A 13381-nucleotide genomic window follows, 5' to 3' on the forward strand; every position below is an offset into this window, starting at 1 on the left:
ATTAGCCCATAATTCCCATAATGTCAGATTCTTTCATGATGAGGAGGTCTTCCCCATTAATCTTGACTTCAGTTCCAGACCATTTTCCAAACAAAATACGGTCTCCTGTTTTGACTTCTAAAGGCACGCGCTTTCCGTTATCATCGAGAGCGCCATTGCCAACAGCAATCACTTCGCCTTCTTGGGGTTTTTCTTTTGCTGTATCAGGGATGATAATCCCACCAGCCGTTTTATTTTCAGATTCAACCCGACGGACAACGACACGGTCGTGAAGTGGGCGGAATTGTATATTAGCCATGTTTTAAATCCTTAAAACTGAACATAATTGAATTAATCTTAAAAGTTCTTGCTAGCACTCTCAAATTACGAGTGCTAGCATGTGTTAGATATAAAATCGGCATCTCTCAATGTCAAGAATAGCCATAAAAATAATTTCTCTAAATGAAGCTTCAAAGTCTTGCCTCTTATTGCACTTTCGCGTTATCTATCTTTTTTGAGAACCCGTGAACAAAAAAGGATCTTATCATGGTTGAAACACGTCAGGAAACGGATAGCTTTGGAACGATTTCGGTACGTCAAGATCGTTATTGGGGCGCACAAACTGAACGTTCTCTGCATAATTTTAATATTGGCAGTGAAAAGCAGCCTCTTGCCATCATCTATGCCTTAGTCCTTGTCAAAAAAGCAGCAGCGATTGTAAATATGGGCAAAGGAAAACTACCAGAAAATATTGGAAAAGCAATTATTGCCGCCGCTGATGAAGTGCTTGCTGGCGATTTTGATACGCATTTTCCACTGTCCGTCTGGCAAACAGGTTCTGGCACACAAAGCAATATGAATGTCAATGAAGTCATTGCTAATCGTGCTAGTAAGATTTTGGGAGGAAAACTTGGAAGCAAAAAACCAGTTCATCCCAATGACCATGTCAACATGAGCCAATCATCGAACGATTCCTTTCCCACGGCGCTTCACATTGCCACCACGTTGCAAACACGCCAACACTTACTGCCAATCCTTGAAGCTCTTATTGCGACATTAAAACAAAAAGAGCAAGAATTTGCAGATATCATTAAAATCGGCCGCACCCATACGCAAGATGCAACCCCTTTAACCTTAGGGCAAGAATTTTCAGGCTATCGTGCCGCATTAGAAGCCAATTTTCAGCGTATTGAAAATGCTCTAACCGATGTCCAAATGCTTGCTCAAGGTGGTACGGCTGTTGGCACAGGGCTGAATGCGCCAAAAGGTTTTGACGTTGCTTTTGCGCAAACAGTGAGCACTCTCACAGAAATAACGTTCCAAACTGCCAGCAATAAATTTGAAGCACTTGCCCATCATGGTGCCCTTGCGCATTTCCACGGGAGCTTGAATGCTCTCGCTGCTGATCTGTTTAAAATTGCCAATGACATTCGGTTTTTAGGCTCTGGTCCACGTTCCGGTTTAGGGGAACTCAGTCTTCCTGAAAATGAACCAGGATCTTCTATTATGCCCGGCAAAGTCAACCCCACGCAATGTGAAGCCTTAACCATGGTCGCATGCCAAGTCTTTGGTAATCACACCAGCGTAACCTTTGCCGCAAGCCAAGGACATTTTGAACTCAACGTTTATAAACCTGTTATTGGCTATAACGTTTTACAATCAATTACCCTTCTTGGTGATTGCATGCGTTCTTTTGATATGCATTGCATTCAAGGATTACGAGCTAATCGTGTTCATATTCACTCACTCATGGAGCGCTCACTCATGTTAGTCACAGCTCTTGCACCAGAAATTGGCTATGAAAAAGCTGCTGAAATTGCCAAAGCAGCGCATAAAAATGATACAACTTTGCGCACCGAAGCATTAAAAGCAGGTGTTTTTGTAGAGGATTATGACCGATTAGTTGATCCTAAAAAGATGATTGCTCCCCAATAAACAACCCACTAAAAAAGATGCAAACATCTTAAAACAAATCTTTCTGTCAAAAGATCGGGGTGTAAACACCCCGATGATGACCGATAACAATTACCCACAGCGTTCATTTTAGGCTCTGATCCGCATTTATGCTATGGGTGGTTTTGTTGCTTATATTGTACTTAAAAGGCACAACGGTTTTGCAAAGGCATGGATAGTCATAGCTCAACACCCAATGGCTATACTGGCAGAAAGTGATTTAAATGGATATGACCTTAAGGTGTTTTTCATTCTAGCTTCGCGTTTTGATTTTGAAAATCTATTAGCTATCAACCAAACAGAATGAGCTCAAAAAAATCGGTATTAATAGACATAATTTCAATCGAAGTATAAAAAGATTAATGAATTCATCGTAGTTACGCTTTACAATGTTATCATTATTGATAACATTGGGTAGATAACTCTTATCTCAATGAGATAATGTGTTTATTTATAATGATAATCTAGCGTTATCCATATTGAATGAGAATCCTAAAGACCGTAAGATTTTCTCATTTTAAATCGGTCCCATGTTGCATCAATCAAAATCACTGACTTGCACATCACAAACGCAATGAATATGTGAATAGAAATTGTATCCGATAAGAACTACAAACGCCTCTAATGAACCACCTCAAGTGCCAAGGACTGTCACAACGGACAAAGGGGCCTCCTGTCACAACATTGTGGAGAGGACTGTCACAACACCCCACGAACTGGCAAATATAGTAATGGTACCGGCGTGCTCCTTTATGAAGCGTAAAAGAGATGCTCAATAGATTTATTATTATACCATTCACAATCGCTGTCATGAAATGGGTTTAGGAACATTGCGAAATGTCTCTTTTATGAAGCGTGAAGATGGGAGTGCTCAATAGATTTATTATTATATCATTCACAATCGCTGTCATGAAATGGGTTTAGGAACATTGAAAAATGTCTCTTTTATGAAGCGTGAAGATGGGGGTGCTCAATAGAGGAACAGCTGTTGGAACAAAATTCAATGCACCGAAAGGTTTTGACCTTTGCTGAAACAATCCACTCTTTGACGGGATATCCTTGACAGCTCGCAAGAAATTGGAGGCATTTGCCCATTATGGCGCCCTCACCCATTTCCACAAAAACCTGAATGCACGCGCTAATCTCTTTAAAATCGCCAACGACTTTCAGTTTTTAGGCTCTCATCCACGTTCCGGCTTTAAGTGAACGGAACGGAGAGTTTATCCGTTTTACATGGCGCATAAGAAACCTCATGAGACTTGAGATTCTCGCACTTTACTCCTTCTGATTCTTCGTATTCCATTCAATCAATCAAAACTATTCGCTTAGATTATTATAAGCAAAAGTGGCATATAGATAAAAAAGAAATAAAGTCGCCCATCCCCTCGAGTGCTCAAAAGGCTACCGCAATACAAAGCTATGCAATATCAAAAACGAGCAACGAATATGACGGTGCCAATATGCATTTTTACGATAAATTGAATATTTAAGCACATTGGTGTCAATCATAATGGATAATACATTTAATAACAAAAAGTGTTTTAATGTATATAAAGTAATATTTTTTTAACAAATAGAAAGCTTGTTTACTATACTATAATTTTTTCTAAAACACAGAGAACACTGAAAGAGTATATAAAAATACTGAAAAATCAATATAAACGCGGGATAATAGCATGAAAACAAGTTTCAAGAACGCTTAAATATGGATAATTATAGAGTTTTTGAATGTTTTAGTTTTCATAATGATATTAAATATAGATTTTTTTAACCAATTCGTATATAATGCGATTTGTATCTGAAATAAATTGGGGACGTTTTTATGAAAACAAAATGTTTAGTTGCACTATCTATTTTCACCTTCATTACCGCTTCAACAGCGCAAGCAGCAGATACAGTAATCTTTAAGCAATCAGAACCGAAGGTTTCATTGCAAGATGTTTCGTCATCACGTATTTCACCGGTTACTGTTTCTGCGCCTTTTTCTTGGTCTGGTTTTTATTTTGGAGGACAAATTGGATATTTTTCCAATAAAAATACTCTAAATTATGCACAAGAAGCCAGGGACGGAAAGTGGGCTTGGGTTGATAGAGATTTATCACCGAAACTATCAGGATTGAGAGCAGGTTTGTATGCAGGTTCTAATATTGATCTGGGAGATCTTGTTTTCAGTTTTGATACCGATATGGTCTGGTCTGGGAGGAAAAGCACCCAAACAGACAATGGAAAGAAAATTCTAGATGAATCAAACTCCATTAACATTGCCTTTAAAAAAGCTGGGATTCCTATCATAAAACCTGCAGCTCAGGGTGAAACGATATCCAACTATGGTGACATTGTTGTTAGCAGTGTAACATTGAAAGAAACGTGGTCTGGTGCCACGCGCGCGCGCATTGGTTTTGCTTCCCATCGTCTTATGCCTTATATTGCAGGGGGTATAGCCTATAGACAGATGCAATATATCATGTCACTTTTATCAAAATCGCAAGAAGATTCGACAATTTTTGCTTCTGGCAATGTGTTAGATGAGACAAAAACAATGTTTGGTTACACTGTTGGTGGTGGTTTTGATCTTGCAATGACAGATAATATCATTATGCGGACAGAATATCGTTATTCGGATTTTTTTAAAAAGAAATTTGCAAACGATAACCTTAAAATCTCTTCTCAAACGCATGATGTTCGCTTTGGTATCGCTTATAAATTCTAAGTTTTTTAGAAAAGTTGAACGATTAAAAAACCCTGTTAAAAACGGGGTTTTTTAATGCCCCTTTCCCCCTAAAAAGACGTAGATTCTAAAAACCTGTACTAAACTTTAAACAAATAGTCACGAAACAATAAAGCCTCTCCCTCTCTTAAAGCAAATTTCTATCCTCTCAGCCTTTCATGTAATGCCTTTGGAATATAAAAGCTTTACCATCATACCACTGGGCGCCATCGTAAAATAAATGAGAGCTGTTATTTAAGAGATATTTCTTTAAAATAAATATGGATATTGTGCATCAATTGCAGTTTTATAAGATGATGTTGACTTGGCCTCCCCGCTCTTAAAGGATAAAGATTCTAAACACCCATTTTTAAACACCATGTCCGTTTATAAAAGCACAAAAACCCTTGGAGACTCTTGGGGGATATTGGGGGATATTGGGCGGGCTTCTTTGGGCTCCTCCTCATGGAATGCCCTTAAATCTCAAGCAAGACAAACACTGAAGAATATCCAACACACACCGAAAAAAATACTGTAACGTTTCAAGGAAGTATGCCCTATATGACCACACTTCAAACAACAGTATTTTACCGCTATTATATGCCAAGAGTGGAGAGAGAATATTGCGGTTCTCTGTTTATGTAATTTCTGTAACGAGAAGACAGCTTCATTTGGAGAGAACATGAAGTTGTCAAGGTAAAAAACCAATTTCTAATCTTACCATTTCCCTCTGCTTTACGACTTTCGAAAGCCTCTAAAGCATAATCTTTTAAGCCTCTCATGCTCCTGCCTTTTAAAGAGTGGAGATTACGCACTACCCCATGTTTTTGTTGCTCACATATCTTTTTGGCGATCACGCCCCTCATGTCATACGACAACGCTTCAAACCAAACACACTCAAATTCAAGACACTTGGGTTGCCAATTCACATGCGTGTTTTAAAGAAACAGCTCTCAAAACCCTCAAGCCCATTTTGCGACAGCACCTACAAGAATATAAAATCTATTAGAGCCTCTAAAGCACTATTTTTTAAACCTCTAAAACTCTGCCTTTTAAAGAGTGGAGATTACACATTGCCCCATGCTTTTGTTGCTCACATATCTTTTTGGCGATCACGCCCCTCATGTCATACGACAACGCTTCAAACCAAACACACTCAAATTCAAGACACTTGGGTTGCCAATTCACATGCATGTTTTAAAGAAACAGCTCTCAAAACCCTCAAGCCCATTTTGCGACAGCACCTACAAGAATATAAAATCTATAAAGCACCATCTCTACACTTCATAAAAGTGCAAGCAGGCACCCCCATCCATCATACACTTTAACCTCCAATGATGCCCTTGAAACGGCATAAGAGGCATTTTTATTCATTTTTTGTAAAATTTCACTCCACGCGAGCTCATCTAGCTTGCAACGTACGAGCGACATGATTTTGGTTGATTTACTATAAGCAGACTTGAAATGAGAGAATCCTACGGTATTCGAGGTTTTTCATTCAACATACAAAACATTGAACACGGTCTATAAATCCCCCCATGTTTTATAAATCCCCCCATGTTTTATAAATCCCATGTTCTATAAAACAACGTGATGCACCATAACAGGATAAAGGAAAATATTTATGAAGTGGTGCGGGTGGTCGGACTCGAACCGACACTCCTCTCGGAACCAGATTTTGAGTCTGGCGCGTCTACCAGTTCCACCACACCCGCACACTGCTATAAAAGACAGGACTATAAAAGACAGACTTGTCGATTATTCCTTTGCACTATATGAAGAAGAACAGATTCGTCAACAGAAGACTTCTCATTTTTTAAGAATTCATATCATTTTCTTATCTATTTTATGAAATACTTTCTTTATTGGATTTCTCTACCGGATTTATAGCAATCTCATTTGTAAAGTCTTTACCTCTTAAACTTATAAAAGCCTCATGATATTAAACAAATTAAAGCTTTGGACGATTTCTTTAGCAAATCGGCGTACAGCACCACACTGGCTTGGTTTCATTGCCTTTATTGAAAGTTCTGTTTTTCCAATTCCCATAGATGTTTTATATATTCCGATGCTTCTTATCCATCAAAAGCGGGTTTATCGCTATGCTTTGATTGCAACAATCTGTTCTGTATTAGGAGGCATTGCCGGTTGGTTTATCGGACATTTTGCCTATGATACCCTTGCCAAACCCATTTTAGAAATTTATGGTAAGGTTGAAAGTTTTGAATCTCTGAAAAATAGTGCAACCCTGCAATTTCTAATCATTTTACTGATAACATCAGGTTTTTTTCATCTTCCCCCCATCAAGATTGTCACAATTTTGGCCGGTGTTATGAGTGTGCGTCTTGAACTTTTCATGCTTATTTGTATTTTTTCTAGAGGCGCTCGTTTTTATCTTCTCGCGTGGCTGATTAAACATTTTGGACAAAAAGCAATGAATTTTCTAGTACAGCATTTCAAATGGATTGTTCTCATTGGTTGTGTTAGCCTCCTTTTAATTTATGGGATTTTCATAGCTTTTTTAAACAGGAAGCTTTTATAAGGAACAGACTTAATGGCATGCGTTTTGTCTTCTCACCCACTTTTACACAAACACCTTCATCTTGAACCCAGCAGAAAAGAACAAAGTTTATGGGCTTTTTTTCTCGCTTTTTGCTTGTCTGCCACAATAGGTATTGCCCTTGGTTTTGAATATTTCGGAGGATATCTTCCTTGCGATTTATGTCTCATAGAGCGTTTTCCTTATTATGGAGCCATACCATTTTTGCTCTTAGCAGGTTTTGGGGCATATTTTTTTCGCATAACTGCTTGGATACAACTTTTATTTTTGTGTGTTTTTGTCTTAATGTGCATCAGCCTTGTTTTAGCCGTTTATCATGCGGGTGTTGAATATGGCTTTTGGGAAGCTCCCCTCAGCTGTGGTTTAAGCGCAGTCAGAAAAACCTCAGACATTAACCAGCTGCTTAACCAATTAAATAGCATTCATCCCCCTTCTTGTTCTGAAGCATCCGCACGCTTTCTTTTTCTTTCATTTGCCGGTTGGAATGTCGTCTCAAGCCTATTTTTCTCCCTTATAAGCCTCTATATTACTTCAAAAGGGCTCCTTTCAATCCATAAAAAACTCTAACCATAAAATAGAAACGAAACCGCGTGCACTCGTTCTCTCCAATCGCTTTCCCCTACCAACAACCCTCCAATCACCAATCCCCACCCAAAACCACCCACCGCCAAACCAACCCACCCACACCAACGAGTCACCAACATCCCTCCTCTAGCGTTGTACTCAAAAGACAAAAATAAGCAGATACATCCATTTTATGGTTTCACCTCTCTGTACTTATAAGCAACATTTTGATAAAAACTCGTGATAGAAAAGCCGTAAAATAATAAGTGAGGGGACCAATAAATATAAATGGTCTGCTATGGCTGAAGATAAAAACACAGAGCCTTCTACCCTATCACCTATTTCCTTAGATATAACCAAACTCGAAGAACCATGTGTTATGATGGAACATGATCATAATGCATGGCGCGAGCATATAAAAGAAAGGGATTTAAATGCGCCTTACGAAAAACCACCTCATATAAAACCACGAATCAAATCGGCACCACGCATCAGGCAAGTTTTTTGGTGCGATTTTCCTCATGATTCGATACTCCCTGAATTTTGGAAAAAGCGGCCTGTTTTAGTGCTTTCTAAGAATGCAAAATTATATGGAAATGTGACAGTTTTACCTTTTTCAACGAAATCACAACCCAATAATCCCGCTGCGTATCCAATACAATCTCCCATAGAGAATAAAAAAGCGTGGATTATCTGCAATTATGTCACAACAGTTTCTGTAAGTCGTTTAAGTTGCTCACGTACCGTTCCAAGGTTATCCTGCGAAGATTTTCATAAAGTTGTAGCTCTGATGCTCAAATATTTACCGCATTTACACTATTGACTTTTGAGAAAAATAAGTGTACCTATATCAGCATACACGGCATCAGTAATGGTGGCCGCTTCCCCGCAAGGGGAGATAGGAACGAAGGAGTGGGAAACCGCTCCTTTCGTCATTTTTGGTATTTTTTTGAAAACTGCCATTTTTTGCAACCTTCCCTAGAACATATCCAACATTCATTCTCCACCGTTGTTGTTTTGCTCCACCGTTGTTGTTTTGAAATATCTGCGATTTGGGATAAGCAGAAGACAATATCCACACCTTGGATCCGGTAAAGTTTCCCATGGAGATTACCGAGATATTGTACATACTTATCATTTCATTGCACAAAAAATCGTGCTGCCGTTGCTTAAACTTTATATGATTTTCCGCAATGGGAATATCTTTCCAAGATTGAAAAAAAGCTTCGCTTTATATGACCACACCTCAAAATAGTATTTTTACGAGATAACAAAGAAAATTCTCTAATAAACTAGAAATCAACCCCCAATCGATTTCTATCTCTTCACCAATAACAATTGTTTATTGCCCTAACCGCATTATTTCACCTGTCACACGACCCAACATAGCTTTTACAGATAGATTTTCTTCCCCTTTTCCGAGAAACGATCTATGCTATTTTGGGATTTACTGCTAAATTGCGTATGCTTGCACTTTGAATACCTTTCTCTCACCATATAAAAGGTAGATAAAAAAATAATTTCGTTTATCAGCTTTATTTTAAAGACACACCTATTTTTACAGGATACGTTTTCCTTTCTATCAGCCCTATCGCATTTAATACACTTGTCGTTTCTAAACATGAACAACCAAGCATCACAATGAAGCAATAGACACCCATCACTTTCATGGGCACTTGCATTGACAAGAGATAAACAAGAGCATTAATCACCACACACGGAACAAAAGTCTATAGAGACTACGCCATAGACTTTCGCCACGCAAGGGTTATTCTTAAAGCATATTTATGATGAGATAATCATTTATGACATCCTTTTTGTTACGCCAAAGAACGGGTTTTGCTAACGAGTTTTACTATTGTGCAAATTTTTCAAGAGAAATCCTCATTCGCTCATAGATGACAAGATTTCTTTATGGAGAAAGCCTATGGCGCTCAGTTTTGACCTTTTCCATAACAAGGGTAAGTTCAAACTTTAACCAACACGACAATACACCTACTCTAAACGATTTATGTACCACCTCATCCGCAACACATTGCCAAATATCCGTACATTTCCTCGAAAAATTTTCACACTTTTACGCATAGTAAAAAAAAGATTAACTTTAATCATGTTGCACTCCATTTCAGTTGATCTGGATTTTAAAAGTGCCCCAAAAAATCAAACAAAAATAGAGAGGTAAGTTACGAAAACTACAGGGTAAATTTTACTGCCCCAAAATGTCTATTTTTCCCCATCTGAACAGTCATTGGAACATTATAAAAATTATTTTTATTGAAAAACAATTACTTATAATCTAGGGAAGAAAAGTAAAAATCTCCCCCAGAAAAAGAGATTATCTTCAAAATTATCAAAAAAAGCAGCACAATTTTAGTGATCTTTTTATTTTTTTTCTTTTGATAAAAGAGAGCTGGCAGGTGTCTTAGGCGCCCCTCCGGTAGGTTCCCAATTCGCAACAGCCGCTAATTCCTCAATGAGCTTCTCTCTTGGTAAATTATCATCATCCACCAACTTGTACTGAACGGCATGTTCACTAAGCCACTTTATAAGCGTTCCTTTAACAGTTTTACCACCCTCAGCCTCACTCACCGCTTCCCATGCTGCAACAATAGCAGCAAGCTTTGGAGCATAACGTGGATGCGTTGGATCTTGAAACGCATAATATTTCTGATCCTTAGTCTCAGCAGAATCATCCTCAGGAAAAAAAAACGCAGGACGTAGACCACGCGACGAAAGCCATTCTTTTAAATCATCAACGCGAACATATGAGGAATCTGCATCTATAAAATCCGAAAAATTATAGTACGACCATTCTATCTCTAATCGATTGCTTTTTCCCGCTTGAACGATAGCATGATAGGCTGCACGGAAATTAGCAGTTTTCTCTGATGATACGGAAAGGTTATCTTCGTAAATATCACTTTTTTCTGGTTCTAATTTGTTGACAAACAAATACTTTCCTGGATTTAATCCAACTATTAAAAGCGCTGCCTGCAGTATTGTTAGTTTTTCAGAAAGCCGCCAAAATTTCAAACTATCACTATTTTCCATATATGCTCCCTTTTTTTCTGCACAATTTCGCTCTTTTTTAAAAACATCAAAAACGTTTGTTAACGCGTAGAGATTATGCACTTTTCACATTTCAACTCATCCCATACTTTAAATAAAAACACAGCACCCACACTCCTCCTTGTGATACACAAGAAAATGATTTGAATTGATTTAAGATAAGAAGTTTTGAAGTGAGAGGAATCCTACTGAATTTTGGGCTTTCATACAAGATATCAGGCAAGTTACAAGGCGATAAATGCCCCTTCATAAAGCATAAATTTTTATGCGTGATCAAACAATTTGATATGATAATATCTCTTTCATTTATGCACTCCCACCTTTATCTGTCCCCGCAATTACAGCACAAAAGATAATTCGTTACACGCTAACAAATCCACCTAAATGCAAAAGCTGTAACAACGCTAAAATGCGCGTAAATATCATAAGAATACTGTCTTACACCTCCACAAGCAGAATGAGTGGCGTAAAACTGTACAATAAAATGTCATGCCTATAATGAACAGTGCTAAAGACTGTCGCAACACTGGGAGCTAAGGTGTATGATGATGCCGGCTTGCTCTTTTATGAAGCGTAAAGATTAAGAAGACTCAATGGAGTTTATATTATTTCATGGAAATTTTGCCGCTCTACCCTTCTATACTCTTCACGGGGGCCCCCTCGCGAAATGGGCTTTTATCCCTTGAATAAAGATCTCCTTTAAAGAATCATTTCAAATTCTAAGAGCTGTTACAGTCTTTTGAACGCATCGAATGAATGATGATGCTAGCTTATTCCTTTCCTATATTCTCGAGCATCAATACATTGAAATGCTCCATTCAAACGCCCCTTTAGCAAAATAAAGCACATTGTCTCTTAAATTTTTTCACGTAATCATTTCTTTCATGCGCCCCTGTCGTCTCCATTTGATAAATCTCCTTGTACTTTCTCAGCATCCCATCACCTTTTTTCTCAGTGCAACCTTTTTGCAATTTTTCAGTTTTGAACTTTTAGATTGACTTTCGGTTTATTTTTCTTATGTTTTAGAATTATTCTAAAGTGCAGAGGAACAGAAAATGTTGAGATCGTTTTTTTCATTTGTACAACGTAAAGCTCTGTCCTTTCGTTCAGCACAAAACGTGATACTTAAAGCGCTCAAATTAAAAGAGCAACATGCGGCGCTCTATTTAAAATATGCAAAAGCTCTAGAACCTTATTCCTCTAAGGAAGCCGCGGTTTTTACCGCCATGGGGCTTCAAGAGCTTAAAAATTATAAGCAACTTTTGTGCCTTTCTTGCCATAATCGTGCAAACACTATCGGTTCATTATGTGACAAAACTTCTCTTGTGAAAGGCAAGAACCGCCATCCCTCCCAAAAAACAACAGCGGCAAATCACACCATAAAAAAACCTTCGAAAACGCAAAGACAAACACTTTTGACTTGGATTCAACCAGGTCTAGCAGGGTTAATGGATGGCTCTGTTTCCACCCTTGCCCCCATTTTTGCCGCAGCTTTTGCCACGGGAGACACGCATCAAACTTTTTTGATAGGACTCTCAGCTTCAATTGGTGCAGGACTTTCGATGGGTTTCACAGAAGCAGCCCATGATGACGGCAAATTATCAGGACGTGGTTCGCCATTAAAAAGAGGCCTTGCCAGCGGCATTATGACCACATTAGGAGGATTAGGCCATACGCTTCCCTATTTAATCAACTCTTTTTATGTAGCGACAATTATTGCTTTTATCATTGTTTTTTTCGAACTAGGCGCCATCGTCTGGATTCAGAACAAATTCATGTCAACTCCCTTTTGGCGCGCTTCTTTACAGGTCATCATTGGGGGAGCTCTGGTTTTTGCCACGGGTATTCTTATCGGTAGTATCTAAAAAATCTTATCTGTAACCATAATTTAGATCTCAAATAAGCGCATGCCCCTAGGCATAAGCCATCCTTGATGATGCCATTGATGATGTTAGGTGGTGTTGTAGAATATTTTAGGTCAGCCAAAGATGATAAGCAAGCTCTGGGGACAACCTATATCCACACACCTTTATCGACTTGGTTTTATAGATATCTTTTGTTAAAGTATCATTTTCTTCTAGACCTCATATTTTGGAAATGCCTCGATCATGTCGCACACTGAAACCAACGCCCCTCTAAACAATCATCCTGTCTCTTCTCAATCTTCACATGCCCAGACTTTATTTGTTCAGCGTCTTGCACACGGACAAGGTTTAGAACTTCCTTGCTACGCGACAGCGGGTTCTGCTGGCCTTGATCTACGGGCAGCAATTGGAGAAGAAGAAACGCTTGTTCTTGCCCCTGGGCAGCGGGCACTTATTCCAACAGGTCTCATTTTTCATTTATCTCTTGGGTTTGAAGCACAAATACGTCCACGCTCTGGCTTAGCCTTAAAACACGGCATCACATGCCTCAACACTCCAGGAACGATTGATAGTGACTACCGTGGTGAAGTCAAAGTCCTTCTTATCAATTTAGGACAAGAAGACTTTTCCATCCAACGAGGCATGCGCATTGCCCAAACAGTCATCGCCCCCGTATCTCAAGTT

General features: G+C 38.7%; 11 protein-coding genes, 1 tRNA gene and 1 pseudogene. 9 read left to right on the forward strand and 4 right to left on the reverse strand.

Annotated elements, in window-relative coordinates; genetic code table 11:
• Position 1: 1 nt before the first annotated feature.
• The gene (gene groES, locus ACFINX_RS02000) at positions 2-298 is read right to left on the reverse strand and encodes a co-chaperone GroES (protein ID WP_005774667.1); all 297 of its coding nucleotides are present in this window, start codon (positions 296-298) and stop codon (positions 2-4) included.
• Between the two features lie 227 nt (positions 299-525).
• Here groES and fumC point away from each other — a divergent pair, with 227 nt between their 5' ends.
• The 4 genes and pseudogenes from fumC to ACFINX_RS02020 all read left to right on the forward strand — a co-directional run bounded on the left by fumC (position 526) and on the right by ACFINX_RS02020 (position 4642).
• A complete protein-coding gene (gene fumC / locus ACFINX_RS02005) occupies positions 526-1914 on the forward strand; it encodes a class II fumarate hydratase (RefSeq protein WP_375611602.1) in 1389 nt (462 codons plus the stop codon).
• Between the two features lie 133 nt (positions 1915-2047).
• Positions 2048-2239 (forward strand): hypothetical protein, encoded by a 192-nt coding sequence (locus tag ACFINX_RS02010; protein WP_375611601.1) that lies wholly within the window; start codon positions 2048-2050, stop codon positions 2237-2239.
• A gap of 671 nt (positions 2240-2910) precedes the next feature.
• A pseudogene (locus ACFINX_RS02015) lies at positions 2911-3129 on the forward strand (lyase family protein); the annotation flags it as partial.
• Between the two features lie 625 nt (positions 3130-3754).
• Positions 3755-4642, forward strand: coding sequence for an outer membrane protein (locus ACFINX_RS02020; protein ID WP_375611600.1), 888 nt, complete (start codon positions 3755-3757; stop codon positions 4640-4642).
• 1627 nt (positions 4643-6269) lie between these two features.
• On the opposite strand, the gene ACFINX_RS02025 is transcribed toward ACFINX_RS02020, so the two are convergent.
• A tRNA-Leu gene (locus ACFINX_RS02025) sits at positions 6270-6354 on the reverse strand.
• A gap of 221 nt (positions 6355-6575) precedes the next feature.
• Between ACFINX_RS02025 and ACFINX_RS02030 the strand changes: the two genes are divergently transcribed.
• Together ACFINX_RS02030 and ACFINX_RS02035 are read left to right on the forward strand one after the other, a co-directional pair.
• On the forward strand, positions 6576-7181 hold the full coding sequence (locus tag ACFINX_RS02030; protein ID WP_273790911.1) for a YqaA family protein: 606 nt from the start codon (positions 6576-6578) through the stop codon (positions 7179-7181).
• 12 nt (positions 7182-7193) lie between these two features.
• Positions 7194-7766, forward strand: coding sequence for a disulfide bond formation protein B (locus ACFINX_RS02035; protein WP_375668247.1), 573 nt, complete (start codon positions 7194-7196; stop codon positions 7764-7766).
• On the opposite strand, the gene ACFINX_RS02040 is transcribed toward ACFINX_RS02035, so the two are convergent.
• Positions 7763-7897 carry a hypothetical protein gene (locus ACFINX_RS02040; RefSeq protein WP_375613250.1) on the reverse strand — a complete coding sequence of 45 codons (135 nt, stop codon included), beginning with the start codon at positions 7895-7897 and terminating at the stop codon, positions 7763-7765. The two genes, ACFINX_RS02035 and ACFINX_RS02040, sit on opposite strands and share 4 nt — an antisense overlap.
• Before the next feature lie 164 nt (positions 7898-8061).
• Here ACFINX_RS02040 and ACFINX_RS02045 point away from each other — a divergent pair, with 164 nt between their 5' ends.
• Positions 8062-8586: a type II toxin-antitoxin system PemK/MazF family toxin gene (locus ACFINX_RS02045; protein ID WP_375613249.1), complete on the forward strand. Its 525-nt coding sequence runs from the start codon at positions 8062-8064 to the stop codon at positions 8584-8586.
• A gap of 1559 nt (positions 8587-10145) precedes the next feature.
• On the opposite strand, the gene ACFINX_RS02050 is transcribed toward ACFINX_RS02045, so the two are convergent.
• Positions 10146-10814 (reverse strand): hypothetical protein, encoded by a 669-nt coding sequence (locus tag ACFINX_RS02050; protein WP_375668248.1) that lies wholly within the window; start codon positions 10812-10814, stop codon positions 10146-10148.
• A 1073-nt stretch (positions 10815-11887) separates the two neighbouring features.
• On the opposite strand from ACFINX_RS02050, the gene ACFINX_RS02055 reads away from it, so the two are divergent.
• Together ACFINX_RS02055 and dut are read left to right on the forward strand one after the other, a co-directional pair.
• Positions 11888-12697, forward strand: a complete 810-nt coding sequence (locus ACFINX_RS02055; RefSeq protein ID WP_375611594.1) for a VIT1/CCC1 transporter family protein — start codon at positions 11888-11890, stop codon at positions 12695-12697.
• A gap of 243 nt (positions 12698-12940) precedes the next feature.
• Positions 12941-13381 (forward strand): dUTP diphosphatase (gene dut / locus ACFINX_RS02060; RefSeq protein WP_375668249.1); only part of this gene is annotated, 441 nt, incomplete at its 3' end.

Origin of the sequence: Bartonella sp. AP36NXGY, assembly GCF_042195865.1 — a bacterium.
In the GTDB taxonomy this organism is placed as follows: domain Bacteria; phylum Pseudomonadota; class Alphaproteobacteria; order Rhizobiales; family Rhizobiaceae; genus Bartonella.